Source organism: Cylindrospermopsis curvispora GIHE-G1, from assembly GCF_014489415.1.
Lineage (GTDB): Bacteria > Cyanobacteriota > Cyanobacteriia > Cyanobacteriales > Nostocaceae > Raphidiopsis > Raphidiopsis curvispora_A.
The window spans coordinates 3,629,386-3,655,695 of record NZ_CP060822.1 but is presented as its reverse complement, the minus strand read 5'-3'; the positions used below and the strand labels follow the sequence as shown (position 1 = coordinate 3,655,695).

Annotated in this window: 28 protein-coding genes and 3 pseudogenes; 16 read left to right on the top strand and 15 right to left on the bottom strand. The window is 40.8% G+C overall.

What is annotated here, in order from left to right; translation table 11 throughout:
* Positions 1–29 precede the first annotated feature (29 nt).
* The gene (locus tag IAR63_RS16385; RefSeq protein ID WP_187706009.1) at positions 30–1,118 is read left to right on the top strand and encodes a glycosyltransferase family 4 protein; all 1,089 of its coding nucleotides are present in this window, start codon (positions 30–32) and stop codon (positions 1,116–1,118) included.
* A gap of 173 nt (positions 1,119–1,291) precedes the next feature.
* Positions 1,292–1,558 carry a hypothetical protein gene (locus IAR63_RS16380; protein WP_187706008.1) on the top strand — a complete coding sequence of 89 codons (267 nt, stop codon included), beginning with the start codon at positions 1,292–1,294 and terminating at the stop codon, positions 1,556–1,558.
* 47 nt (positions 1,559–1,605) lie between these two features.
* On the opposite strand, the gene IAR63_RS16375 is transcribed toward IAR63_RS16380, so the two are convergent.
* From IAR63_RS16375 to tnpA, 8 genes and pseudogenes are all read right to left on the bottom strand, one after another.
* Positions 1,606–2,559 carry a Uma2 family endonuclease gene (locus IAR63_RS16375; RefSeq protein WP_187706007.1) on the bottom strand — a complete coding sequence of 318 codons (954 nt, stop codon included), beginning with the start codon at positions 2,557–2,559 and terminating at the stop codon, positions 1,606–1,608.
* A 157-nt stretch (positions 2,560–2,716) separates the two neighbouring features.
* On the bottom strand, positions 2,717–3,775 hold the full coding sequence (locus IAR63_RS16370) for a Uma2 family endonuclease (RefSeq protein WP_187706006.1): 1,059 nt from the start codon (positions 3,773–3,775) through the stop codon (positions 2,717–2,719).
* 412 nt (positions 3,776–4,187) lie between these two features.
* A pseudogene (locus IAR63_RS16365) lies at positions 4,188–4,970 on the bottom strand (Uma2 family endonuclease); the annotation flags it as partial.
* A gap of 158 nt (positions 4,971–5,128) precedes the next feature.
* Entirely contained in the window at positions 5,129–6,208 is a 1,080-nt protein-coding gene (locus tag IAR63_RS16360) for a Uma2 family endonuclease (RefSeq protein WP_187706004.1), read from the bottom strand.
* 157 nt (positions 6,209–6,365) lie between these two features.
* Positions 6,366–7,403, bottom strand: coding sequence for a Uma2 family endonuclease (locus tag IAR63_RS16355; protein ID WP_187706003.1), 1,038 nt, complete (start codon positions 7,401–7,403; stop codon positions 6,366–6,368).
* A gap of 107 nt (positions 7,404–7,510) precedes the next feature.
* Complete coding sequence (locus IAR63_RS16350) at positions 7,511–7,978, bottom strand: hypothetical protein (RefSeq protein ID WP_187706002.1); 468 nt, start codon at positions 7,976–7,978, stop codon at positions 7,511–7,513.
* Positions 7,979–8,520: 542 nt separating this feature from the next.
* Complete coding sequence (locus IAR63_RS16345; RefSeq protein WP_187706001.1) at positions 8,521–8,685, bottom strand: hypothetical protein; 165 nt, start codon at positions 8,683–8,685, stop codon at positions 8,521–8,523.
* A gap of 215 nt (positions 8,686–8,900) precedes the next feature.
* Positions 8,901–9,297, bottom strand: a pseudogene (tnpA, locus tag IAR63_RS16340) (IS200/IS605 family transposase).
* Between the two features lie 196 nt (positions 9,298–9,493).
* Here tnpA and IAR63_RS18730 point away from each other — a divergent pair.
* The 4 genes from IAR63_RS18730 to IAR63_RS18570 all read left to right on the top strand — a co-directional run bounded on the left by IAR63_RS18730 (position 9,494) and on the right by IAR63_RS18570 (position 12,003).
* The gene (locus IAR63_RS18730) at positions 9,494–9,916 is read left to right on the top strand and encodes a hypothetical protein (protein ID WP_328701197.1); all 423 of its coding nucleotides are present in this window, start codon (positions 9,494–9,496) and stop codon (positions 9,914–9,916) included.
* Positions 9,853–10,659 carry an RNA-guided endonuclease InsQ/TnpB family protein gene (locus IAR63_RS18725; RefSeq protein WP_328701257.1) on the top strand — a complete coding sequence of 269 codons (807 nt, stop codon included), beginning with the start codon at positions 9,853–9,855 and terminating at the stop codon, positions 10,657–10,659. Before IAR63_RS18730 ends, IAR63_RS18725 begins: the two co-directional genes overlap by 64 nt.
* A 101-nt stretch (positions 10,660–10,760) precedes the next feature.
* Complete coding sequence (locus IAR63_RS16330; RefSeq protein ID WP_187706000.1) at positions 10,761–11,336, top strand: hypothetical protein; 576 nt, start codon at positions 10,761–10,763, stop codon at positions 11,334–11,336.
* 169 nt (positions 11,337–11,505) lie between these two features.
* Positions 11,506–12,003, top strand: coding sequence for a hypothetical protein (locus tag IAR63_RS18570; RefSeq protein WP_235678300.1), 498 nt, complete (start codon positions 11,506–11,508; stop codon positions 12,001–12,003).
* Between the two features lie 198 nt (positions 12,004–12,201).
* Here the strand turns inward: IAR63_RS18570 and IAR63_RS16320 are convergent, their stop codons facing one another.
* Positions 12,202–12,960 carry a Uma2 family endonuclease gene (locus IAR63_RS16320; protein WP_187705999.1) on the bottom strand — a complete coding sequence of 253 codons (759 nt, stop codon included), beginning with the start codon at positions 12,958–12,960 and terminating at the stop codon, positions 12,202–12,204.
* Between the two features lie 61 nt (positions 12,961–13,021).
* On the opposite strand from IAR63_RS16320, the gene IAR63_RS16315 reads away from it, so the two are divergent.
* Together IAR63_RS16315 and ltrA are read left to right on the top strand one after the other, a co-directional pair.
* Positions 13,022–13,345 (top strand): hypothetical protein, encoded by a 324-nt coding sequence (locus IAR63_RS16315; protein WP_187707512.1) that lies wholly within the window; start codon positions 13,022–13,024, stop codon positions 13,343–13,345.
* 603 nt (positions 13,346–13,948) lie between these two features.
* Complete coding sequence (gene ltrA / locus IAR63_RS16310; protein WP_187705998.1) at positions 13,949–15,583, top strand: group II intron reverse transcriptase/maturase; 1,635 nt, start codon at positions 13,949–13,951, stop codon at positions 15,581–15,583.
* Between the two features lie 323 nt (positions 15,584–15,906).
* Here ltrA and IAR63_RS16305 read toward each other — a convergent pair whose 3' ends face one another.
* A complete protein-coding gene (locus IAR63_RS16305) occupies positions 15,907–16,686 on the bottom strand; it encodes a Uma2 family endonuclease (RefSeq protein WP_187705997.1) in 780 nt (259 codons plus the stop codon).
* A gap of 61 nt (positions 16,687–16,747) precedes the next feature.
* On the opposite strand from IAR63_RS16305, the gene IAR63_RS16300 reads away from it, so the two are divergent.
* Positions 16,748–17,008, top strand: a complete 261-nt coding sequence (locus IAR63_RS16300) for a hypothetical protein (protein WP_235678299.1) — start codon at positions 16,748–16,750, stop codon at positions 17,006–17,008.
* A gap of 169 nt (positions 17,009–17,177) precedes the next feature.
* Here IAR63_RS16300 and IAR63_RS16295 read toward each other — a convergent pair whose 3' ends face one another.
* Both IAR63_RS16295 and IAR63_RS18565 read right to left on the bottom strand, forming a co-directional pair.
* The gene (locus tag IAR63_RS16295) at positions 17,178–17,318 is read right to left on the bottom strand and encodes a hypothetical protein (protein WP_187705996.1); all 141 of its coding nucleotides are present in this window, start codon (positions 17,316–17,318) and stop codon (positions 17,178–17,180) included.
* Between the two features lie 183 nt (positions 17,319–17,501).
* Positions 17,502–17,996, bottom strand: a complete 495-nt coding sequence (locus tag IAR63_RS18565) for a site-specific integrase (RefSeq protein ID WP_235678298.1) — start codon at positions 17,994–17,996, stop codon at positions 17,502–17,504.
* Positions 17,997–19,142: 1,146 nt separating this feature from the next.
* On the opposite strand from IAR63_RS18565, the gene IAR63_RS18555 reads away from it, so the two are divergent.
* From IAR63_RS18555 to IAR63_RS16275, 3 genes are all read left to right on the top strand, one after another.
* On the top strand, positions 19,143–19,427 hold the full coding sequence (locus IAR63_RS18555) for a transposase family protein (RefSeq protein WP_231922615.1): 285 nt from the start codon (positions 19,143–19,145) through the stop codon (positions 19,425–19,427).
* A 76-nt stretch (positions 19,428–19,503) separates the two neighbouring features.
* Entirely contained in the window at positions 19,504–19,797 is a 294-nt protein-coding gene (locus IAR63_RS16280) for a type II toxin-antitoxin system HicA family toxin (protein ID WP_220272382.1), read from the top strand.
* On the top strand, positions 19,794–20,147 hold the full coding sequence (locus IAR63_RS16275; protein WP_181884020.1) for a type II toxin-antitoxin system HicB family antitoxin: 354 nt from the start codon (positions 19,794–19,796) through the stop codon (positions 20,145–20,147). Before IAR63_RS16280 ends, IAR63_RS16275 begins: the two co-directional genes overlap by 4 nt.
* Positions 20,148–20,216: 69 nt before the next feature.
* Here IAR63_RS16275 and IAR63_RS16270 read toward each other — a convergent pair whose 3' ends face one another.
* On the bottom strand, positions 20,217–20,840 hold the full coding sequence (locus IAR63_RS16270) for a tyrosine-type recombinase/integrase (protein ID WP_187705995.1): 624 nt from the start codon (positions 20,838–20,840) through the stop codon (positions 20,217–20,219).
* A 1,147-nt stretch (positions 20,841–21,987) separates the two neighbouring features.
* Between IAR63_RS16270 and IAR63_RS18545 the strand changes: the two genes are divergently transcribed.
* Positions 21,988–22,296, top strand: coding sequence for a transposase family protein (locus tag IAR63_RS18545; RefSeq protein ID WP_231922665.1), 309 nt, complete (start codon positions 21,988–21,990; stop codon positions 22,294–22,296).
* Positions 22,262–22,489 carry a transposase family protein gene (locus tag IAR63_RS18540; protein WP_197704935.1) on the top strand — a complete coding sequence of 76 codons (228 nt, stop codon included), beginning with the start codon at positions 22,262–22,264 and terminating at the stop codon, positions 22,487–22,489. The genes IAR63_RS18545 and IAR63_RS18540 overlap by 35 nt, the downstream gene beginning before the upstream one ends.
* Positions 22,490–22,857: 368 nt before the next feature.
* Here IAR63_RS18540 and IAR63_RS16260 read toward each other — a convergent pair.
* Positions 22,858–23,658, bottom strand: a pseudogene (locus tag IAR63_RS16260) (Uma2 family endonuclease); the annotation flags it as partial.
* 193 nt (positions 23,659–23,851) lie between these two features.
* Here IAR63_RS16260 and IAR63_RS16255 point away from each other — a divergent pair.
* Positions 23,852–24,271, top strand: coding sequence for a Rid family detoxifying hydrolase (locus IAR63_RS16255; RefSeq protein WP_235678297.1), 420 nt, complete (start codon positions 23,852–23,854; stop codon positions 24,269–24,271).
* A 9-nt stretch (positions 24,272–24,280) separates the two neighbouring features.
* On the opposite strand, the gene galE is transcribed toward IAR63_RS16255, so the two are convergent.
* Complete coding sequence (gene galE / locus IAR63_RS16250) at positions 24,281–25,288, bottom strand: UDP-glucose 4-epimerase GalE (protein WP_187705994.1); 1,008 nt, start codon at positions 25,286–25,288, stop codon at positions 24,281–24,283.
* A gap of 239 nt (positions 25,289–25,527) precedes the next feature.
* On the opposite strand from galE, the gene fraI reads away from it, so the two are divergent.
* The gene (fraI, locus tag IAR63_RS16245; RefSeq protein ID WP_187705993.1) at positions 25,528–26,157 is read left to right on the top strand and encodes a septal nanopore formation protein FraI; all 630 of its coding nucleotides are present in this window, start codon (positions 25,528–25,530) and stop codon (positions 26,155–26,157) included.
* The last annotated feature ends 153 nt before the right edge of the window (positions 26,158–26,310 follow it).

The following is a 26,310-nucleotide window of genomic DNA, read 5'->3' as shown; positions in this document are numbered from 1 at the left end:
TACTATTTACACAGGTCATCAATTCCAGAATGAACACACGTCCAAATTCATCCCAATTACTGATCAACCTATCGGTTATTCTCCCCCAGCCAACTGGTATTAGTAACTATGCTCTAAACCTCATTCCCTATTTAAAAACACTCCAACCGACCCTGCTCACACCTAAAAACTACCCCAATTTTAACTGTTACCCTGTTCCCCCTAATCTCACCCCTGCACAGGGAATAAAAGGACATTTAAACCGTGTAATTTGGACCCAATGGCAACTGCCAAAAATCTATCACCAGCTGAAATCGCAACTTCTCTTCTCCCCCATTCCTGAAGCACCTATCTATACTAAATGTCACTCCATTGTCATGGGACATGACATGATACCCCTACGTTTTCCTCAACCCTTTTCTCCCCTGACTCTCTATCACCGTTACTATACTCCCCAGGTTTTTAAGCAAGCTCAACATATTATTTGTAATTCTCAAGCTACTGCTGATGATATCATGGAATTTCATCAAGTACCCGGTAGCAAAATAACACCTATTCCTTTAGCTTGTGACTCTTCCCACTTCCAGTTTCTTAACCTCCCAACTCGTAACTATTTTTTATATATTGGTCGTCAGCATCCATATAAAAATCTTCGGCGTCTAATCGTTGCATTCTCCACCATACCCCATAGAAATGATTATGAACTCTGGTTAGTTGGCCCTACAGATAAACGTTACACTCCCTTGTTACAAACCCAAATTCAAACATTGGGAATAGATCATTTAGTTAAATTTCTTAATTACTTACCATATAAAGAATTACCAATTATTATTAATCAAGCCCTGGCTTTAGTCTTTCCCAGTTTATGGGAAGGTTTTGGGTTACCCGTATTGGAAGCCATGGCCTGTGGTACTCCTGTTATTACTTCTAATATTTCTTCTCTCCCAGAAGTAACAGGAGATGCGGCTATTCTAATTAATCCCTATGATCCACAGGAAATAGCCACAGCAATGACAACTATTATTTATGATTCTGATTGTAGAAAACAGCTTTCAAAATTGGGGATTAAGCGAGCAAGTGAATTTAGTTGGCAAAAAACTGGAATGGCAACGGTGGAAGTTTTTAAAAACTATATTTAGGGTTTTTTAGTTATGTGACATCTTACCCATAATTGTTATATCATGTCCATTAAGTCTTTTGCTAAAGGTTAATTAGACTCACTCTAGTTTATTGAGATGTTGCCCGATTTTGTCGTTCCCAAACTGTTGCAGTTTTAAAGCTGAGAAAGGACAACTAGAAAACTGGAGAGAAGATGCTATTAGCTCACAGTGGAGCTTGTACTAACATTCTCGCTGAACATTATGACGGCTCTAAAAAATCAATTCCCAATCCTGGTTACAGACTAAAAGAGTTTCATAGAACTGAGGAATGTATAGATCCTCAATTTTCAGGTGCAAGTACACATTGTAGAACTGGTGACTGGGAGGTTACGCAGGTTGAGGAGTATATACCTGACTTACCTGTAAGTGAAAAACTTCAGTTAAGTTACCCAGTCTTTCAGGCGATCGCTCGTTTTTAAGAGAGGGCGATCGCATCAATCGAACATTATATTTTATTTATATTGTTTTATATTTTCTCCGGGTCAATGCCAAGGGAGCGTAGATAAGCAGCTAGTTTTTCTTTTTGTTGGCGTTCCTGTTCTTTAGCGAGACGCTCTTGATATGCGATAGTTTCTGCTCGCTCTTTAGCGAGACGCTCTTGATATGCGATAGTTTCTGCTCGCTCTTTAGCGAGACGCTCTTGAGATGCGATAGTTTCTGCTTGCTCTCTAGCCAGACGCTCACGAATAGCGATAACTTCCGCTTGTTCCGCAAGCTCATTTCCTGTCAATAAGAGATTCCCCTTATTATCCCACCATCTTAACCACGGTGTGGGTGGTTTCTGGTTGTCATACAGTATTCCCAATTCTATACCCATCTCTGGTATGGCATAGTGTCCTCGCCTATTCGCCTTTATTTCTTTGTATCTTTTTCTCTCTAAATGATATACCTCTAGTGTACCCTTAAAACCATTAAATATGGCATAATATGGTATCTTTACCGCTTGTTCATACACCCAAAACTTCCCCGCTTTTTTTGGTTTCCCGGTTTCTGGATCTATTTCATCCCCTTCTGGTGGAGGGGAACTGTCTTTTTCCTCCTTTCCATTTTTAGACGCGAATTCTATCACTATGAAGGGAGGTACTTTTTCCTTCCATAGCACATATGACCTTCTCAATTGCCCATTTAATCTGGATGGCACTCCGGGAACATAGAACCAGTCTGGTGCTTCTACCCCTTTTTCTGGAGGTTCTGTGAACCGCCAATATATGCCACTATCCTGCCCTATACAATAATCTCCATTGGGATGGATTTTTTTCAGTAATGGTTCAATTGATGTGGTTAATATTATGCTTTGCGGGTGTTCTTGGAAATTTTTCACAAAATCGTCATCGGAGTCCGGTAACTGGGTATGGTCTGGTAGGTTGAAAGGTTCCCTAGGGGGGGTTACATTTTGGGTGGTAGTTGAAGGTTGGGACACGGTTGGTAAGAGGGGGTTTTCCCCTCAGCTCAGGGGGATTTAACCTAATTTTAGCAACTTTTTTTGGTTTCGTAATCAGGCGATCTCATTGATCTTCGGTGGTTGGATTATTAAACTCAACCTACGGAAAGCTGGTGGTGTTAAAAGCTTCAGGATTTTATATTTTCTCTGGGTCAATGCCAAGGGAGCGTAGATAAGCAGCTAGTTTTTCTTTTTGTTGGCGTTCCTGTTCTTTTTGTTGGCGTTCTTGTTCTTTTTGTTGGCGTTCCTGTTCTTTAGCGAGACGCTCTTGGGATGCGATAGTTTCTGCTCGCTCTTTAGCTTCTCGTTCCTGTTCTTTAGCGAGACGCTCTTGAGATGCGATAGTTTCTGCTTGCTCTCTAGCGAGACGCTCTTGAAACGCGATAGTTTCTGCTCGCTCTCTAGAGAGACGCTCTTGAGACGCGATAGTTTCTGCTCGCTCTTTAGCCAGACGCTCACGAATAGCGATCGCTTCCGCTTGTTCCGCAAGCTCATTTCCTGTCAATAAGAGATTCCCCTCATTATCCCACCATCTTAACCACGGTGTGGGTGGTTTCTGGTTGTCATACAGTATTCCCAATTCTATACCCATCTCTGGTATGGCATAGTGTCCTCGCCTATTCGCCTTTATTTCTTTGTATCTTTTTCTCTCTAAATGATATACCTCTAGTGTACCCTTAAAACCATTAAATATGGCATAATATGGTATCTTTACCGCTTGTTCATACACCCAAAACTTCCCCGCTTTTTTTGGTTTCCCGGTTTCTGGATCTATTTCATCCCCTTCTGGTGGAGGGGAACTGTCTTTTTCTTCCTTTCCATTTTTAGACGCGAATTCTATCACTATGAAGGGAGGTAATTTTTCCTTCCATAGTACGTATGACCTTCTCAATTGCCCATTTAATCTGGATGGCACTCCGGGAACATAGAACCAGTCTGGTGCTTCTACCCCTTTTTCTGGAGGTTCTGTGAATCGCCAATATATGCCACTATCCTGTCCTATACAATAGTCTCCGTTGGGATGGATTTTTTTCAGTAATGGTTCAATTGATGTGGTTAATATTATGCTTTGCGGGTGTTCTTGGAAATTTTTCACAAAATCGTCATCGGAGTCCGGTAACTGGGTATGGTCTGGTAGGTTGAAAGGTTCCCTAGGGGGGGTTACATTTTGGGTGGTAGTTGAAGGTTGGGACACGGTTGGTAAGAGGGGGTTTTCCCCTCAGCTCAGGGGGATTTAACCTAATTTTAGCAACTTTTTTTGGTTTCGTAATCAGGCGATCTCATTGATCTTCGGTGGTTGGATTATTAAACTCAACCTACGGAAAGCTGGTGGTGTTAAAAGCTTCAGGATTTTATATTTTCTCTGGGTCAATGCCAAGGGAGCGTAGATAAGCAGCTAGTTTTTCTTTTTGTTGGCGTTCTTGTTCTTTTTGTTGGCGTTCCTGTTCTTTTTGTTGGCGTTCTTGTTCTTTAGCCAGACGCTCTTGAGATGCGATATTTTCTGCTCGCTCTCTAGCCAGACGCTCTTGAGATGCGATATTTTCTGCTCGCTCTTTAGCCAGACGCTCTTGAGATGCGGTAGTTTCTGCTTGCTCTCTAGCCAGACGCTCTTGAGACGCGATAGTTTCTGCTCGCTCTTTAGCCAGACGCTCACGAATAGCGATAACTTCCGCTTGTTCCGCAAGCTCATTTCCTGTCAATAAGAGATTCCCCTTATTATCCCACCATCTTAACCACGGTGTGGGTGGTTTCTGGTTGTCATACAGTATTCCCAATTCTATACCCATCTCCGGTATGGCATAGTGTCCTCGCCTATTCGCCTTTATTTCTTTGTATCTTTTTCTCTCTAAATGATATACCTCTAGTGTACCCTTAAAACCATTAAATATGGCATAATATGGTATCTTTACCGCTTGTTCGTACACCCAAAACTTCCCCGCTTTTTTTGGTTTCCCGGTTTCTGGATCTATTTCATCCCCTTCTGGTGGAGGGGAACTGTCTTTTTCTTCCTTTCCATTTTTAGACGCGAATTCTATCACTATGAAGGGAGGTACTTTTTCCTTCCATAGTACGTATGACCTTCTCAATTGCCCATTTAATCTGGATGGCACTCCGGGAACATAGAACCAGTCTGGTGCTTCTACCCCTTTTTCTGGAGGTTCTGTGAATCGCCAATATATGCCACTATCCTGTCCTATACAATAATCTCCGTTGGGATGGATTTTTTTCAGTAATGGTTCAATTGATGTGGTTAATATTATGCTTTGCGGGTGTTCTTGGAAATTTTTCACAAAATCGTCATCGGAGTCCGGTAACTGGGTATGGTCTGGTAGGTTGAAAGGTTCCCTAGGGGGGGTTACATTTTGGGTGGTAGTTGAAGGTTGGGACACGGTTGGTAAGAGGGGGTTTTCCCCTCAGCTTAGGGGGATTTAACCTAAATTTTAGCAACTTTTTTTGGTTTCGTAATCAGGCGATCTCATTGATCTTCGGTGGTTGGATTATTAAACTCAACCTACGGAAAGCTGGTGGTGTTAAAAGCTTCAGGATTTTATATTTTCTCTGGGTCAATGCCAAGGGAGCGTAGATAAGCAGCTAGTTTTTCTTTTTGTTGGCGTTCCTGTTCTTTTTGTTGGCGTTCTTGTTCTTTTTGTTGGCGTTCTTGTTCTTTTTGTTGGCGTTCCTGTTCTTTAGCGAGACGCTCTTGGGATGCGATAGTTTCTGCTCGCTCTTTAGCTTCTCGTTCCTGTTCTTTAGCGAGACGCTCTTGAGATGCGATAGTTTCTGCTTGCTCTCTAGCGAGACGCTCTTGGGATGCGATAGTTTCTGCTCGCTCTCTAGAGAGACGCTCTTGAGACGCGATAGTTTCTGCTCGCTCTTTAGCCAGACGCTCACGAATAGCGATAACTTCCGCTTGTTCCGCAAGCTCATTTCCTGTCAATAAGAGATTCCCCCTATTATCCCACCATCTTAACCACGGTGTGGGTGGTTTCTGGTTGTCATACAGTATTCCCAATTCTATACCCATCTCCGGTATGGCATAGTGTCCTCGCCTATTCGCCTTTATTTCTTTGTATCTTTTTCTCTCTAAATGATATACCTCTAGTGTACCCTTAAAACCATTAAATATGGCATAATATGGTATCTTTACCGCTTGTTCATACACCCAAAACTTCCCCGCTTTTTTTGGTTTCCCGGTTTCTGGATCTATTTCATCCCCTTCTGGTGGAGGGGAACTGTCTTTTTCTTCCTTTCCATTTTTAGACGCGAATTCTATCACTATGAAGGGAGGTACTTTTTCCTTCCATAGTACGTATGACCTTCTCAATTGCCCATTTAATCTGGATGGCACTCCGGGAACATAGAACCAGTCTGGTGCTTCTACCCCTTTTTCTGGAGGTTCTGTGAATCGCCAATATATGCCACTATCCTGTCCTATACAATAGTCTCCGTTGGGATGGATTTTTTTCAGTAATGGTTCAATTGATGTGGTTAATATTATGCTTTGCGGGTGTTCTTGGAAATTTTTCACAAAATCGTCATCGGAGTCCGGTAACTGGGTATGGTCTGGTAGGTTGAAAGGTTCCCTAGGGGGGGTTACATTTTGGGTGGTAGTTGAAGGTTGGGACACGGTTGGTAAGAGGGGGTTTTCCCCTCAGCTCAGGGGGATTTAACCTAATTTTAGCAACTTTTTTTGGTTTCGTAATCAGGCGATCTCATTGATCTTCGGGGGTTGGATTATTAAACTCAACCTACGGAAAGCTGGTGGTGTTAAAAGCTTCAGGATTTTATATTTTCTCTGGGTCAATGCCAAGGGAGCGTAGATAAGCAGCTAGTTTTTCTTTTTGTTGGCGTTCCTGTTCTTTTTGTTGGCGTTCCTGTTCTTTAGCGAGACGCTCTTGGGATGCGATAGTTTCTGCTCGCTCTTTAGCTTCTCGTTCCTGTTCTTTAGCGAGACGCTCTTGAGATGCGATAGTTTCTGCTTGCTCTCTAGCGAGACGCTCTTGAGACGCGATAGTTTCTGCTCGCTCTCTAGAGAGACGCTCTTGAGACGCGATAGTTTCTGCTCGCTCTTTAGCCAGACGCTCACGAATAGCGATAACTTCCGCTTGTTCCGCAAGCTCATTTCCTGTCAATAAGAGATTCCCCCTATTATCCCACCATCTTAACCACGGTGTGGGTGGTTTCTGGTTGTCATACAGTATTCCCAATTCTATACCCATCTCCGGTATGGCATAGTGTCCTCGCCTATTCGCCTTTATTTCTTTGTATCTTTTTCTCTCTAAATGATATACCTCTAGTGTACCCTTAAAACCATTAAATATGGCATAATATGGTATCTTTACCGCTTGTTCATACACCCAAAACTTCCCCGCTTTTTTTGGTTTCCCGGTTTCTGGATCTATTTCATCCCCTTCTGGTGGAGGGGAACTGTCTTTTTCTTCCTTTCCATTTTTAGACGCGAATTCTATCACTATGAAGGGAGGTACTTTTTCCTTCCATAGTACGTATGACCTTCTCAATTGCCCATTTAATCTGGATGGCACTCCGGGAACATAGAACCAGTCTGGTGCTTCTACCCCTTTTTCTGGAGGTTCTGTGAATCGCCAATATATGCCACTATCCTGCCCTATACAATAATCTCCGTTGGGATGGATTTTTTTCAGTAATGGTTCAATTGATGTGGTTAATATTATGCTTTGCGGGTGTTCTTGGAAATTTTTCACAAAATCGTCATCGGAGTCCGGTAACTGGGTATGGTCTGGTAGGTTGAAAGGTTCCCTAGGGGGGGTTACATTTTGGGTGGTAGTTGAAGGTTGGGACACGGTTGGTAAGAGGGGGTTTTCCCCTCAGCTCAGGGGGATTTAACCTAATTTTAGCAACTTTTTTTGGTTTCGTAATCAGGCGATCTCATTGATCTTCGGGGGTTGGATTATTGGAACTGTTGGTCTAGGGGGAGGTCATCTACCTCAAAGAAAAGATTAGAGAAATTGGTGCAGTGTCCCTTGCCAATCCCACCTTGAGGATGGTTGGGCAAGAAGAATAAGGAAGTTTCTTGAGAAAGCTGGTATAGGAACTCCCATCCATAGGATCTACCAACATCCCGCCACACAGAACCACCTTTAGGATCCTCTACCTTGCTTACCTTCCTTTGGGGAAATACTTCTAATTCCCCCTTCCCCACTACTGCCCTGAACACCTGGCGTTTAGAAGTTTTTATCCAGAGTTCTCTTCCTAGTGTAAAACCAAGGCGCGTTAAAAAGCTAAAGGTTTGCTCTTTAAGTTCGCTCTTATCTAAATTATCAGTTGTTTCACACCGGTTGTTTATCTTGTCTTTGGGTTGAGAAAAATTTTGTGAACTAGGTTGACACGAATAGGAAAAATTGTGTAATATAGTCATACAAGCCCCCTTTTAGGAAACCCCCTTTTAGGGGATAATCCACAGTCATGGAAGTCCCGTTCTGAGAAAATAGAGACAATGTCCGGTGGTTTTACTGTTTTTATTATACATGCTCTCTAATAAAGTTGCAAGTGTCACAAGTTTATTTATTTAAACTTGATATTACCTGAATTAGTATTTGTATTTACGCTGAATTGGTGATATAAATTGCTACGATTACCAGATACCAGAAATACTCTCAATTGAGTTTATTTATCAATACTAGAGATAAGTACCCAGGCAAATTTAATTTTACATATTCATTGAAGAAATAATTTCTCTAAGGGCTATCTATTAGGTCTTTTCAATTATCAGTTCCCTCCCCGAACTGCGAAATTTATTTTGCACGACCACTTATCACCCTGTATAAGTTATGAGGATCTATAGTAAGAACTAAATATAGCTAATAGCCTTACTAAATCATTTTCTGTAATAAAACATACAGCTAATTGGAATCAAGGAATTTTTATCCGCCCGGGTAGAGTCCCTGCTAGGGAATTTATTTATTTTTTCTTTTTCTCCTCCTTTTGAGTTTCCACATAATCACATACTATTTCTCTTACTTTGTCTTTCATGGTTGTGTTTTCTTCTAAGCAAATCTTTCTAAACTCTAATTTTTCCTCCTTAGAAAGAAAGAATCGAATAGGGACTAGCTCTTTTTCTTCCATCACTCAAAGTACCAGAATCACTTAACAACCAGATAGTATCACCCAATCCTTAAATTTTCAACAGACCATTGACACTATAAGGTATCTATGGTGTATAATGACTTTAGTGTATTTGAATATCATTTCCTTTGCATCACAAGAAAATCGCCGAAAGGCACGGAAGCCACTTGGCTTTAGACAGGAAGTGCCAACGGCGAATTTATTCGCCTTGATATTTAACCGTGATGCGGATCTTCAATATACCTTTTAATAACATCTGCTGAAACCTGTCCAGCAGTGGAATAAAAATAACTATTAGTCCATAGGCTAGGAAGTTTAAGTAATTCAGGAAATTTTCGTCTTAACAAGCAAGATGACCGTCCTTTAAAAGCTTTAACCACTTGATTTATAGCAACATCTGGTTGATGTTCTACAAATAAATGAACATGGTGCAACCTCAAGAGAGAGGATATCCCAGTCTTTTTCTTTGGCTAGTTCGTAAATTATCTGTCGAAGGCATTTAGCTATCTCTCCAGATAATACCTTTTTTCGGCGTTTAGGTATCCATACAAGATGCACTACTGCATTACCTTTTGAGTGATTTCTTATTCTGTATTCCAGTGTTGTCTTCATATTGTTTCGTGGCTGCTATTGACAAGTAAATCATATCTCAACTATACTTTTGAAATCAACAAACATTGAAGGTCGAACAATGTACGGATGCCAACAAGTTCTTATCAAGTCCGATAAATCAATAACAGCCATATTGGAGTACCTCTGCACAGAAGCTAAAAAGCTGACAAATTGTGGCGTTTACTATTCTAGGCAGATGTACTTTAAAACTGGTTATATTCCTAGTAGAGCAGATTTGCATAAACAACTAGGAACTTATCAGAAAAACGTTCATTATCAGGCATTGTATTCTGATACTTCTCAACAAATACTAACCAGTGTAGCTGAATCCTTTAAATCGTACATTGAGCTAGTAAAAGCTGCAAAAAAGGGCGAAGTTTCCCAAAAACCAAAATTACCTAATTACTGTAAAAGTGTTATGACTGTAGCTACTTTTACGGGCAGGTCATTAAAGTTAATTGATGGGATGATTAAGTTTCCTTTGGGAACAAAAGTTAAGGCATGGTTTGGGATAGATTCTTTTTGTCTACCAATGCCATCTAACCTTGACTTCAAATCAATCAAGTACGTATTTTACCTAGAAATAGACAATTTTATGCAGAATTTGTCTATCAGGTAGATGAAATAAAATCTGATGTTGATAGAAATAATGTTTTAGGGATTGACCACGGGTTAAATAACTGGTTAACTTGTGTTTCTAATCTGGGAACATCATTTATTGTTGATGGACTTCATTTAAAAAGTTTAAATCAGTGGTACAACAAATCAGTAGCTAAACTTAAAAGTGATAAACCGCAAGGTTTTTGGTCTAACAGATTAGCTGCTATTACCGAAAAAAGAAACCGACAAATGCGTGATGCAGTTAACAAAGCTGCAAGAATAGTCGTTAACCACTGTATTGAAAATAAGATTGGTGCTATTGTTTTTGGATGGAATAAAGGACAAAAAGATAGTATTGATTTGGGGTCTAAAAACAATCAGAAGTTTGTCCAAATTCCCACAGCAAGATTAAAAGACCGTATTGCTCAATTATGTAAACAATACGGAATAGATTTTATTGAAACAGAAGAATCATACACTTCTCAATCATCGTTTTTTGATTGCGACAATATACCTAAATTCGGTGAAAAACCCGAAGGGTGGGAAGCAAGCGGGAAACGAGTTAGTCGTGGAGTATATGAAACTTCTGATGGGTTCAAAATTAATGCGGACTGTAATGGTGCTGCTAATATTTTGAAAAAAGTAGCGGTGATGCTAGGAATTGATCTTAGCGGAATCAGTAGAGGCTGTTTAAGCCAGCCTCAGAAAGTTCGTTTATGGACTCTTCAGAAATCTCCGTGTCTTCAGACCGGAGAAGCTTAAAAGCTGAGTCTACCTTTTGATCAAACCAATCATTATTCCCGCGACATTTCAGGATTGATTATGTTGAGTGCTTTGATTTATAAGTCAGGGAGGAAAAAACGTTGATTCTCACTGCTAGCGCTATCAAACGAGTGCAAATTAATCTACAAAGACGAGGTATACGTATTACCTCCAGACAAATACGCGATAATTGGAATTCTTCTCTATCAGAAAAAGAAAACCAGAAGCGTCTGGAAAACTTGTTTCAGAGTGAGTTAGTACCTGTACCTATACCTCCTTTAGGAGACCATGTAATCACTCTAGACGAGCCTCCAGAGCTACCACAAAATAAGGAAATTACCTTAGCAGAAAAGCAAACCATATCTACTGTAGCTAAAGACCTGGGTTTTATCCTCCCCCAGGATGAACTAAAGGCGATCGCGAGTAGTTTAAGGGAGGACAGTGAAATAACAAGCATTACAGCGATAAAAGAGGCCATACTGAAGTTCATTGCCAAAAAAGGGGAAAGAACCAGAAGGGAGGTAGATACAGCGCTATCAGAAATAGCTACCGCTTATGCAGCAGAGCAATTAATAAGTTCCCGTCTATTTGCCAGCTCTTTGACTAATTTAAGCAAGGAGGTGAAAGGCGATCGCTTTTTGTCCAAATCTCAGTGCAATACTTTATGTAAGAGGTGAGATCGCATTGTACTTTTTATAGGCGATCGCGAAGCACTCCCTACGGGATCTCGCATTCAGGAATCCCCCCGGTTCCTTCTCAAGGGAAAAATTTGAACATGGAGACAGACGATTGCGAAGCACTCCCTACGGGAGATCGCAATTAGAAATTCCCCCACCTCCCTTCTGAATGGAAAAACCTAAAACTGGAGATGGGCGATTGCGAAGCACTCCCTACGGGAGATCGCATTGCATTCCCTACGAGTCATCACATTCAGGAATCCCCCTGGTTCCTTCTCAAGGGAAAAATCTGAATGTGTTGAGGGGAGATTGCATTACACCCCCGACGGGCGATCGCAAGGCACGCTCTCCTCTAGGCACGTTTCATGTTCCGTTCCCGGTTGGTAAAAGATTGACGGAAAACGTTTACCGTCAAAGGATGAATCAGTTATTTCAAGGGGGTAGGGATATTTGGAGGGGGATTGCGAAGCACTCTCTATGGGAGATTGCGAAGCACACCCTACGGGTGATTGCGAAGCACACCCTACGGGTGATTGCGCAGCACTCCCTTTGGGAGATCGCGAAGGACTCGCAACCTGGAGACTGTCTGTGGGGGAGACCGGGAATCAATTCCCGGTCTCAAAGCGCAAGTCGGTTGAAAACCGACTGGTTTTGTCGATTGGGTTGAGAAAACGGGATATAAATGTGATTGCAAAGCACTCCCTTTGGGAGATCGCATTTAATAATTCCCCGCAACTTCATTAATATCACCCTACTTGTCTGCTTGATTATTATCCCTTATTTTTCAACAACTCTCTTGTATCTGTTCCTAATGAATGGGATGACAAAATGTTAGATAAGTTCCGCCTACATTTACATAGCCAATTTACTTGGCATGATTAGGTAAACTATTAGGGTCAACTCCTTGCGATCGCAAGTAAGCTATTAACCTTTCTTTTTCCTGACGTTCCTGTTCTGCTCGTTGGCGTTCCTGTTCAATCAGTTCTAAAGCCCAAGGTAACAAATTACCTGTTTTATCCCACCATCGCAACCAATAGCCAGTACGTCCTTCTTTTGTACCTTGCCAAGTTCCTAAAAATAGTCCCATTGACTTAATCCAATGAAGACCATTTTCGTCTGGTTGCTTTAATTCATAACGTTCATCTTCCAGTTGATAATATTCTAATAATCCTCCATCTGGATCAAAAATGATATAAATAGGAACTTGCAAAATCTGTTCATAAAAAAACCATTTTCCTGGCGGATAGGTACGTTTAAATGAGTATTCTCCGCCTTCTTTATCTGACAAAAATTCCATAACCAAAGCCGGTATATCCCCTTCTAAATGGGGTGTATAGCTTTTGCGTCCTGACAATATTTCTTTAACTGAAGGTATATATAGCCAATCTGGTGCTTTAGCGATAAATTGAGCATTTAATGTGGCACATAAAGCAAAATTAGCAGCAATTAACATCTGTGGTTGAATAAAACCACTGATTTCTAAACTTTCACATAAAGCACCTGCTAAAAGTGGTTGTCCTATATTGTCCACTGGTTCATCCTCTAGTTGAAAATCATCGGGTAACGCTTCCCATGAGATAACCAGTCCCGTCTGTGATTTACTTTCACTGAGTAGGGTTGCCATAAAAGTTACCTTTGCTCGATTTATTTTTATTCTATCAAAGCTTGTGGGAATGGAAGTGGGAATGGGCGATTGCGAAGCACTCCCTACGGGAGATCGCATTACACCCCTGACGGGCGATTGCGAAGCACTCCCCGTGGGAGATCGCTCTCCTCTAGGCACGTTTCATGTTCGGTTCCCGGTTGGTAAAAGATTGACGGTAAACGTTTTCCGTCAAAGGATGAATCAGTTATTTCAAGGGGGTAGGGATATTTGGAGGGGGATTGCGAAGCACTTGCACTTGCGAGATCGCATTACAATCCATACAGGAGATCGCGAAGGACTAGCAACCTGGAGACCGTCCGTGGGGGAGACCGGGAATCAATTCCCGGTCTCAAGTGCGACCTGAAAAGGGTCTTTCTGTTACGGGGAGCCTACTCCCCCAGGGGATTCACAGCCCTTGCTCTCGTGTAAAAGACTCTGTTAAGAGTCCGGTCACGTCCCAGTACAGTAATGGATAAGGACGGAATGCAGACCACAAATGTAGCCAAAACTAGTAGTCTAAAACCGGTTAGGAGCTAGAGGGAATTCTTCCAAAGGTGAACCACGTGAATTATCGATAAAACTGCGTTATGGGAAGAATGTCCAAATTAGACTGATAGGACATAAGCGGTGTAGTTTAGGTGCTTTGAGATTGCCTAAACCTGTGAATAATAAAACCGCCGCAGGATAGATAGCACCCAAGGAAGAGTGTAACAACAGAAGGACCAACAGGGCAAGCCCTACAAGGTCTGGAGAATGTCGATAACTCCAGTAGGTCAAAGGTAACAATGACGGAACTCCTTGGAGGGTACAGGATGGGTGAGAAAGCGAATGTTGGAGGTAATGCTCCAAATAGGGGTTCAAGATTTGCCTCTGACCGAAAGGAATAGCAGAATTCACCTGGGTCTTATACGAAAGACAAATTGAAAAAGAAATCAAATCCAATAACAAGTTAGATACAAACACTCTTATGTTAGTAAACGGACAGAGGAAACAGCTTGAGAACTGGAGCCAAATCAATTGGCGACGGATAATGAAAGCTGTTCGAAATCTAAGGCAAAGAATCTTTCGTGCTAGACAACTTGGTAACTTTCGCAAGCTAAGGAGCTTGCAAAAGCTTATGTTACGAAGCCACGCAAACCTACTGTTTGCAGTAAGACAAATCACTCAGACCAATCGTGGCAAGAAAACATCTGGGATAGACAAGGAGATAATAAACACCCCAGGAGAAAGAGTGAAACTTATACTTGAATGGAATGAGGTCGCACCTAGTCCTACAAGACGGGTAATGATTCCAAAACCAAACGGCAAGAAACGTCCCCTTGGTATCCCAACTATAAGGGACAGAGTCATGCAAACAGTAGTCAAAAACGCACTAGAACCTGAATGGGAAGCCGTGTTTGAAGAACATTCTTATGGATTCAGACCAGGTAGAAGTTGTCAAGATGCCATAGCACATTCCTTCATAAGATTGAAAAGTGGCAGAGACAACTGGGTTCTAGAAGCCGATATCAAAGGCTTCTTTGATAACATTGCCCATGAAACCATTCTACAAAATATTGGTGACTTTCCTAAGAAAGAACTGATAAAAGAATGGCTAAAAGCTGGTTTCATATTCCAAGGGAAAATAAACCCTTCAGAACGAGGCACACCACAAGGAGGGGTAATATCGCCCTTACTAGCTAATATAGGATTACATGGATTAGAATTTTTTATAAAATCTACCAATCCAAAACTTGGTGTGGTGAGATATGCTGATGATTTCATAGTCACAGCTAGAGACAAAGAAAGTCTCAAAAAGGCACGAAACCAGATACAGCAATGGTTGAGAGAAAAGGGTCTTGAACTCAGTTCTGAGAAGACGCTAATCACGTCAATGGTAGATGGGTTCGATTTCCTTGGCTTCAACCTCAAGCACTATGATGGCAAACTCCTTATCAAACCCTCGAAAAAGAAAGTGTTAGCTCTCTGTAAGAGGCTAGGGATGGAAGTCAAAAGTCTAAACGGTCGAGAGCAAGAGGTAGTCATAAATAAACTCAATCCGATTCTCAGAGGGTTTGCTAACTATTACAAAGGTGTAGTTAGTAAAGAAATCTTTGATTACATCTCTCATAGAGTATGGCAATACCTTTGGAGGTGGGCAAAGCGGAGGCACCCACAGAAGAGCAAAAAGTGGATTAAAGACCGCTACTTTAAATCAATAAAAGGCAATCAGTGGAGGTTCGTTTGTAAAAGGGAACGCCGTGGGAAGATATCGTTGATATCGGTCTATCCAATAGATAAGACACCAATTGAGCGCCATATAAAAGTTAAGGGTAGTGTGTCCCCAGACGACCCAAATCTAAAAGAATATTGGAATAAACGTCACCAAAAGAAAGGGAAATCACATTGGGATAAAGGCTCGAAATATTATGAGGTAGCCAAAATCCAAAACTGGAAATGTCCCATCTGCGGTGAACCACTACTCAATGGAGATGGAATCGAAACCCACCACATAGTACCTGTTGCAAAAGGTGGTCTGGACGACATAGAAAACCTGAAGCATTTGCACTCAGCGTGTCATAAACAGGTACACTCAAAACCCAAGTTGAAAGGCTTGAAGTAAGGCTTGAGCCGGATGATGGGAAACCGTCAAGTCCGGTTCTTAGGGGAGGGAAGGATAGTGATGTCCAACCCTTACCCGACAGCGCAAGTCGGTTGAAAACCGACTGGTTTTGTCGATTGGGTTGAGAAAACGGGATATAAATGCGATTGCAAAGCACTCCCTTTGGGAGATCGCATTTAATAATTCCCCGCAACTTCATTAATATCACCCTACTTGTCTGCTTGATTATTATCCCTTATTTTTCAACAACTCTCTTGTATCTGTTCCTAATGAATGGGATGACAAAATGTTAGATAAGTTCCGCCTACATTTACATAGCCAATTTACTTGGCATGATTAGGTAAACTATTAGGGTCAACTCCTTGCGATCGCAAGTAAGCTATTAACCTTTCTTTTTCCTGACGTTCCTGTTCTGCTCGTTGGCGTTCCTGCTCTGCTCGTTGGCGTTCCTGTTCAATCAGTTCTAAAGCCCAAGGTAACAAATTACCTGTTTTATCCCACCATCGCAACCAATAGCCAGTACGTCCTTCTTTTGTACCTTGCCAAGTTCCTAAAAATAGTCCCATTGACTTAATCCAATGAAGACCATTTTCGTCTGGTTGCTTTAATTCATAACGTTCATCTTCCAGTTGATAATATTCTAATAATCCTCCATCTGGATCAAAAATGATATAAATAGGAACTTGCAAAATCTGTTCATAAAAAAACCATTTTCCTGGCGGATAGGTACGTTTAAATGAGTATTCTCCGCCTTCTTTATCTGACAAAAATTCCATAACCAAAGCCGGTATATCCCCTTCTAAATGGGGTGTATAGCTTTTGCGTCCTGGCAATATTTCTTTAACTGAAGGTATATATAGCCAATCTGGTGCTTTAGCGATAAATTGAGCATTTAATGTGGCACATAAAGCAAAATTAGCAGCAATTAACATCTGTGGTTGAATAAAACCACTGATTTCTAAACTTTCACATAAAGCACCTGCTAAAAGTGGTTGTCCTATATTGTCCACTGGTTCATCCTCTAGTTGAAAATCATCGGGTAACGCTTCCCATGAGATAACCAGTCCCGTCTGTGATTTACTTTCACTGAGTAGGGTTGCCATAAAAGTTACCTTTGCTCGATTTATTTTTATTCTATCAAAGCTTGTGGGAATGGAAGTGGGAATGGGCGATTGCGAAGCACTCTCTACGGGAGATCGCATTACACCCCTGACGGGCGATTGCGAAGCACTCCCCGTGGGAGATCGCTCTCCTCTAGGCACGTTTCATGTTCGGTTCCTGTTTGGTAAAACTTTGACGGTAACCGTTTTCCGTCAAAGGATAAATCAGTTATTTCAAGGGTTTTGGGATATTTGGAGGGGGATTGCGAAGCACTTGCACTTGCGAGATCGCATTACAATCCATACAGGAGATCGCGAAGACTAGCAACCTTGAGACTGTCCGTGGGGGAGACCGGGAATCAATTCCCGGTCTCAAAGCTCAAGTCAGTTGAAAACTGACTGGTTTTGCTGTGGGGGGATGGAATTGAACACACAATATGTGTTTTACTAGTTATGTTACAATATGAGATTGTCTTAAATTAAAAGAGCGATTGCTAAGCACTCCCAATGGGCGATCGCGAAGCACTCCCTACGGGAGATCGCATTACACTCCCAATGTTATAACTAAAAATTTTTTTCAAAAATTCAGTAAAGTCTTGACCTTCGCAAGAAGGAATAGGTATTGCGACTGCCATTGTCTAAAATCTTGTGACTTAATCTTATGATTGTCTTGACCTTCGAAAGAAGGAATAGGTATTGCGAATTGAGTATATTTAGTGCAGATAAGTAAATTCGCAAACTTTAACTTTCATAAGAGAACTAAGTGTTAAGACAAATAAAAAAGAGGGAAGATAATCTTCCCTCTTTCATTTAAGTATCTATAAATAAAGACTAGTACAATCATTAGGGCGGGCATGTAGATATTTAGTTGTAGTAGCAACAGAAGAATGACCTAAAGATGTAGAAACTTGATTAATATCAGCACCATTTTGTAAAGCCAAGCTAGCATGAGTGTGGCGGAGCCAATGGGGACTGGCGCTGATACCAATTCTTTTAGAAGCAGTGCGAACTGGAAGTACACTTTCATCTCTAAGAAAAGTAAAGAAGGATTTTATTATATTGGTGTAAGTGTTAATAGTATTAATAGTTTTACCAGATTGATAGAGATATTCCTGGTAATCTCTAAAATGAGCAGCTGTAGAATTAGCTATATGAATATCACCTAAATAAGATATGTAACTACGAATAACTCTAGTATAATTTCTTTTAGAGCGATTAGACTTACCATATAACCATTGATTTATAGCATTAGTGATAGCATCTTCTTTAGTAGATGTAGTAGAAGGATTAGACAAAACAGTGATAGTAGACAATAAAAAAACCTCCCAAATGAATAACTGATAATTGACGTTATTTTACATTCAGTCCCTCTTATCCTCTATCCGTACTTTTTCTGTATTTTTTATTCTCTGTATCTATCTCCTCCTTCACTCATCTTATTACTATTCATAATGTCATTTCTTTTATCCTTATAGCTTCTACAGTATATAATATACTTTTCTCACTACTTTCCTATAAATACATTTACTTTATTATAAACTTATAGATTTACTATTTTCCCATGAAAAGACATAACTAACTGCCTGTATGGCAATATAATTACATACAAAAAACTTCTTCATTTATTTACTTTTATAAAAAATAGTAGGCATTCAAATACAAGTCTCATTACTTGTTACCAAATATAGATTCAACAATATTCCTCTTAGAAAATGCTGAACTGCCATCGCACGCCAATTAATAAAAACAGATTCAACTGTTTTTCCTTGAGAAGTGCGATCGCGCCTACCATTGAGAATAAACTAAAGTGCGATCGCCTGAGAATCCCATAAAAGGAGATAAGAATGTGGGACGTGTTAGGAGTCCTGCTACTATGTAACAAATGGACACAGATAACTTTTAGGAAAACAGGTTCCTCCAGAGTGATTATAGTAAGAGAATAGAAGACTTGATAAAAAAACAAGTTTTTGAATCAGCATTACCCGCGTGCTGCTTAAAATTATGCTCTATATAAATAGAGTTGTTGGAAAATAAGGTATAATAGTCAAGCAGACAAGTAGGGTGATATCAATGTTGGACTTAGACCGCATCCTGAATCAAGAGCGACTGCTACGAGCAATGACTAGACTCAACCGTCAAGCATTCAACGAGCTGTTATCTCAGTTTGCTGATACATATTAACGCACCGTGTTCAACTCCTTAGCAAACCGTAAACGTGCGCCCGGGGGCGGACGCAAGCCCACATTGAGAACTCGAGAAACTATTTTATATCTTACTGTACTGCAAATGTTATCCGACGTTTGACTTGCTGAGTGTGTTGTTCAACTTTGACCGCTCCTGTGCTCACGATTGGGTGCATCGACTGCTGTGGGTGCTAGAAACCACTTTAGGAGAAAAGCAAGTTTTGCCAGCACGCAAACTCAGGAGCATGGCAGAATTCACAAAAACGGTTTCCAGGTGTGAAAGAGGTGATTGTGGATGGTACGGAACGTCCAGTGCAACGTCCTCAAAACCGAGAACGCCAAAAGGAGTATTACTCTGGCAAGAAAAAGCGGCATACGTGCAAGCAGATTACAGTCAGCACAAGGGAGAAACGAGTGATTATTCTGACGAAAACCAGAGCAGGTAAAGTGCATGACAAAAGGTTACTCGAGGAATCAGAGATCGTGCAATACATTCCTGATGAAGTGGTAATAGAGGGAGATTTGGGTTTTCAGGGGTTGCAGAAAGAATTTGTCAATTGAGGAGTTGGGTATTTAAAATCGGTAATCGGTTTAATGTGATAATGTAACTAATTTTAATTTTAGTTGCAAAAAATCGTTGAGGACAGATAATGGAAGTAAGCAGTCGGGAGTTCTCATGACCCGCAGGGAGAAATTAATTAAGCGGTTTCTTAGCATTCCCAAGGATTTCACCTGGGAGGAGTTACTCAGCTTGCTTTCGGGGTTTGGGTTTGAGGAAGTCAGCACAGGTAAAACGGGAGGTTCTCGGCGGCGTTTTCTCAATGATGCGGGAGTGATTATTACGTTACACAAACCCCATCCTCAAAATATTCTCAAACGATATCAGATTGAACAGATTATCGAGATTCTCCAAGAGGAAGAATTGCTATGAATAACATGATGCAATACAAGGATTATTTCGGGTCTATTCACTATAGTGATGATGATAAAATCTTCTACGGACAGGTGGAATATATCCGCAGTTTAATTAGTTTTGAAGGGGAAGATGTGGCTAGTCTCAGGGCTAGTTTTGAGGAAGCAATTGATGATTATTTGGCTCTTTGTGAAGAAAAAGGTATTGAGCCTGAGAAGCCATTTAAGGGCAGTTTTAATGTGCGTGTAGGTAGCCAACTTCATCGTCAAGCGGCGTTATTTGCTCAACAACGGGGGGTAAATCTTAATAACTTGGTGACGGATGCACTGGAACGTTATTTGAAAGGGGAATCGTTAGAAAATGCTTGAGGAATTAGGGATATGAAAAAGAATGAAATATCAACACTTAATGATGTTTGTGAATTAATTGTTGATTGCTTACATAACACAGCACCAATTAGTAGTTTTATGCGACTTTAAAGATGCCCATAGTAAAGGAGGAATAATTAAAGTGCGTTGTTTGTTACCTTTACCAGTAATATGAACATAAGCAGTAGAACCATTATCTTTAATATCTCCCCAGAGAAGTATAGTTGATTCACCAACTCTAAGTCCACAAAAGAATAATAGCTTTAAGATAAGTTGATTACGTATATTAGTTTCTAATGTAATCATAGCATCTACTTCTGCTCGAGTTAAAATTCTTTCACGTAAAGCAGAGACAGGCTTAGGAGATTTAACACGATGAGTGATATTAGTTGGAAGTACACTTTCATCCCTAAGAAAAGTAAAGAAGGATTTTATTATATTGGTGTAAGTGTTAATAGTATTAATAGTTTTACCAGATTGATAGAGATATTCCTGGTAATCTCTAAAATGAGGAGCTGTAGAATTAGCTATATGAGTATCACCTAAATAAGATATGTAACTACGAATAACTCTAGTATAATTTCTTTTAGAGTGATTAGATTTACCATATAACCATTGATTTATAGCATTAGTGATAGCATCTTCTTTAGTAGATGTAGTAGAAGGATTAGACAAAACAGTGATAGTAGACAATAAAAAAACCTCCCAAATGAATAACTGATAAATTGATATTATTTTACTTTCACTCCCTCTTATCCTCTATCCGTACTTCTTCTGTATTTTTTATTCTCTGTATCTATCTCCTCCTTCACTCATCTTATTACTATTCATAATGTCATTTCTTTTATCCTTATAGCTTCTACAGTATATAATATACTTTTCTCACTACTTTCCTATAAATACATTTACTTTATTATAAACTAATAGATTTACTATTTTCCCATGAAAAGACATAACTAACTGCCTGTATGGCAATATAATTACATACAAAAAACTTCTTCATTTATTTACTTTTATAAAAAATAGTAGGCATTCAAATACAAGTCTCATTACTTGTTACCAAATATAGATTCAACAATATTCCTCTTAGAAAATGCTGAACTGCCATCGCACGCCAATTAATAAAAACAGATTCAACTGTTTTTCCTTGAGAAGTGCGATCGCGCCTACCATTGAGAATAAACTAAAGTGCGATCGCCTGAGAATCCCATAAAAGGAGATAAGAATGTGGGACGTGTTAGGAGTCCTGCTGCTATGTAACAAATGGACACAGATAACTTTTAGGAAAACAGGTTCCTCCAGAGTGATTATAGTAAGAGAATAGAAGACTTGATAAAAAAACAAGTTTTTGAATCAGCATTACCCGCGTGCTGCTTAAAATTATGCTCTATATAAATAGAGTTGTTGGAAAATAAGGTATAATAGTCAAGCAGACAAGTAGGGTGATATCAATGTTGGACTTAGACCGCATCCTGAATCAAGAGCGACTGCTACGAGCAATGACTGGACTCAACCGTCAAGCATTCAACGAGCTGTTATCTCAGTTTGCTGATACATATTAACGCACCGTGTTCAACTCCTTAGCAAACCGTAAACGTGCGCCCGGGGGCGGACGCAAGCCCACATTGAGAACTGGAGAAACTATTTTATATCTTACTGTACTGCAAATGTTATCCGACGTTTGACTTGCTGAGTGTGTTGTTCAACTTTGACCGCTCCTGTGCTCACGATTGGGTGCATCGACTGCTGTGGGTGCTAGAAACCACTTTAGGAGAAAAGCAAGTTTTGCCAGCACGCAAACTCAGGAGCATGGCAGAATTCACAAAAACGGTTTCCAGGTGTGAAAGAGGTGATTGTGGATGGTACGGAACGTCCAGTGCAACGTCCTCAAAACCGAGAACGCCAAAAGGAGTATTACTCTGGCAAGAAAAAGCGGCATACGTGCAAGCAGATTACAGTCAGCACAAGGGAGAAACGAGTGATTATTCTGACGAAAACCAGAGCAGGTAAAGTGCATGACAAAAGGTTACTCGAGGAATCAGAGATCGTGCAATACATTCCTGATGAAGTGGTAATAGAGGGAGATTTGGGTTTTCAGGGGTTGCAGAAAGAATTTGGTCCATCTACCACACAAGAAACCGAAAGGTAAGGAGTTAACACAGGAGCAAAAGGAGGAGAATCGAGAACTTAGTCGTCAGCGAGTTGTGTGTGAGCACGCTCATTCTGGAATTAAGAGATATAACTGTGTACATTCTGTGTACAGGAATCGTGTGACCGATTTTGATGATCACTTGATGTTGGTCACTGCAGGACTATGGAACTTCTATTTAGATGCAGCATAAATTCAATCAGGATGGGGGAAGTTCTGTCATCCAAAAATATCCTTTTATTTCCCAACAGCTCTATTAAACTCAACCTACGGAAAGCTGGTGGTGTTAAAAGCTTCAGGATTTTATATTTTCTCTGGGTCAATGCCAAGGGAGCGTAGATAAGCAGCTAGTTTTTCTTTTTGTTGGCGTTCCTGTTCTTTTTGTTGGCGTTCTTGTTCTTTAGCCAGACGCTCTTGATATGCGATATTTTCTGCTTGCTCTCTAGCCAGACGCTCTTGAGATGCGATATTTTCTGCTCGCTCTTTAGCCAGACGCTCTTGAGATGCGGTAGTTTCTGCTTGCTCTCTAGCCAGACGCTCTTGAGACGCGATAGTTTCTGCTCGCTCTTTAGCTAGACGCTCTTGAGACGCGATAGTTTCTGCTCGCTCTTTAGCCAGACGCTCACGAATAGCGATCGCTTCCGCTTGTTCCGCAAGCTCATTTCCTGTCAATAAGAGATTCCCCTCATTATCCCACCATCTTAACCACGGTGTGGGTGGTTTCTGGTTGTCATACAGTATTCCCAATTCTATACCCATCTCCGGTATGGCATAGTGTCCTCGCCTATTCGCCTTTATTTCTTTGTATCTTTTTCTCTCTAAATGATATACCTCTAGTGTACCCTTAAAACCATTAAATATGGCATAATATGGTATCTTTACCGCTTGTTCGTACACCCAAAACTTCCCCGCTTTTTTTGGTTTCCCGGTTTCTGGATCTATTTCATCCCCTTCTGGTGGAGGGGAACTGTCTTTTTCTTCCTTTCCATTTTTAGACGCGAATTCTATCACTATGAAGGGAGGTACTTTTTCCTTCCATAGTACGTATGACCTTCTCAATTGCCCATTTAATCTGGATGGCACTCCGGGAACATAGAACCAGTCTGGTGCTTCTACCCCTTTTTCTGGAGGTTCTGTGAATCGCCAATATATGCCACTATCCTGTCCTATACAATAATCTCCGTTGGGATGGATTTTTTTCAGTAATGGTTCAATTGATGTGGTTAATATTATGCTTTGCGGGTGTTCTTGGAAATTTTTCACAAAATCGTCATCGGAGTCCGGTAACTGGGTATGGTCTGGTAGGTTGAAAGGTTCCCTAGGGGGGGTTACATTTTGGGTGGTAGTTGAAGGTTGGGACACGGTTGGTAAGAGGGGGTTTTCCCCTCAGCTCAGGGGGATTTAACCTAATTTTAGCAACTTTTTTTGGTTTCGTAATCAGGCGATCTCATTTATCTTCGGGGGTTGGGTTTTCTCAGCCCAAGCTTGTATATTGAGAGAAGCACAGATAGTTGCTAGGAATTGTGTTGACTGGTTTGAGGTAATCACGTATATTATGGGAGATCCAGCAAAAGATATTTTTATGACCCGTCAAGTTATTCGTACTGAGAAAGCACCCGCACCAGTTGGTCCTTATAATCAAGCCATTGTAGCTACTGGGAAGATGGTGTTCGTAGCTGGACAAATAGCCATAGACCCAGTTTTAGGAGATGTGGTTCATACCACTGATATCACTAAACAAACGGAACAGGTAATGACCAATCTTGAGGCTATTCTCGCTCAAGCAGGTGCCACCTTTAACGATGTGGTGAAAACCAGTGTGTTTTTGTCTGATATGCAAGATTTTGCCGCTATGAATGCGGTTTATGCTCGCTATTTTTCAACCGACTCTGCTCCCGCACGCGCCTGTGTACAGGTTTCTCGTTTGCCTAAGGATGTATTAGTAGAAATTGAATGCATTGCTGTAATCAGTTAACACTTAATCCTACCCATGTCTTTTCTGATGCCACTTCCAAGCATGGGAAACTATCTCTTTGATATCAGGGTATACCGGTTGCCAACCTAGTATTTTCCTGGCTTTCTCACTGCTACCAATGAGAATGGGCGGATCTCCAGGACGGCGATCGCACTCAGTAATGGATATATTGTTACCTGTAACTTCCTTTGCAGCAGCAATAACTTCTCTGACGGAAAAACCGTTGCCATTACCCAAGTTAAAAACTGTGCTAGTACCCCCCTGCAGCAGGTATTCCAGACCCAAAATATGGGCAGTTGCTAGGTCAGTGACGTGAATATAATCACGAATACAAGTGCCATCGGGAGTGGGATAATCAGTACCAAAAATTGAAATTGAAGACCTTTTACCCAAGGCGGTTTGCAATACTAGTGGGATTAAATGGGTTTCTGGGTTATGGTCCTCCCCCAACATTCCACTAGGATCAGCACCAGCGGCGTTAAAATAACGGAAAGATACGTATTTTAACCCGTATGCAACATCAAAGTCCGAGAGTATCCGCTCTACCATAAGTTTAGTAGCTCCATAGGGATTAATCGGATGCTGGGGATGTTCTTCCGTCAGGGGAATAAACTGGGGGACTCCGTAGGTGGCACAGGTGGAAGAAAAAACAAATTTGTCAACACCAGCTCCCAGCATGGCTTCTAAAAGACTTAAAGTTGCTACCACATTATTACGATAATACTTGGCTGGATCAGTAACTGACTCACCTACGTAGGCGTATGCTGAGAAATGCATAACAACTTCCACTTTATACCGTTGAAATATGGAATTTAAGAGGGGGATATCTTGTATATCTCCTTGAATGAGTTCTACCTGTAATACCTGTTCGACTAGATCCCGGTGACCATAGACCAAATTATCCAGAATAAGGACATGATAACCATCTTGTAATAGGGCTTTGACCGCATGGGAACCTATATAACCTGCTCCACCTGTGACCAGAACTGTGGGTTTTGAAGTTGGGAAAATGGACATAATTTGCTCCTAATTTGTGATTTGTGCTGCATTTAAGTAAGTTTATGGGTAGCTGGGAAATTACGGTTTGACGGTAAAATAAACCCATTTGTGGCAAAAGTTTGGATTTGGGAGTAAAAAGTTATTTAAGCTTTTGACTCTGAGATGAATTTTCTGGCCACCTGGGCCACTATCCTGGGCTAATGCTATATGTAATTCTCCAGACTAGCTGTACAAAAAAATAGAGAGTTGATTTATTTATGTTTCAATTATTAAGCCGGGTTTTACTATGGCTATTAATTGGGGTTATTGCCTACTCCCTGTTCCAAAAATTCTACCCCACGGTTAACTTTGTTGGTAGAATTGTGGTGGGGCTAATAATTTCAGTGTTGGCTTTGGCATTTTTCAACCCAGGTGAACCTGTAGTTGCTTCTCTGTGGCGATTTATTTCTTTTCCCCTCAAACCATTGGGAGCATCAGCTTTGCTGTTAATTATCGCTGCTCAAAAAATCAAGGGAGGTGGTATAGAAAAACCTGGAGGATATCTGTTAGGATGGTCACTAGCTATTTTACTATTTTCTAGTACCCCTGCTATTGCCTACTTTTTAGTCAGAACTCCTATTGCTACTATGCTACCTCCTCCTGTACTAGTAGCGTCTTTGCCACCAGGGATAAGCAGCAATATTACATCTGATGTGGTGAGCGGTGGTATGTTAAATAGTGCTAGTGTTAACATCCCATCCTATTTGTTACAAACCCCTCAAGCAATTAGTAATAGAGGACTCAGGGTAGAAGATTTTGTGCCAAGTGCGGAAACTCTACAACTCACCACCCAAGTTTGGGAAAGTTATCTGAATCAAATTTATGTTTTCTTGCGTGGACGCTCTTAATCTGCAAAGATCAAAGAGTTGGCAGGTTTGACACTGCTGTGGAACCGGGGAGTTATTTGGGAGACACTTGCTTAGTTAGTAGAGTTCTCTCTACCTGGTAAACTCCCCCGCCCCCACTTATATGGTGATAAAACTATAGGTATTAAAGATAAA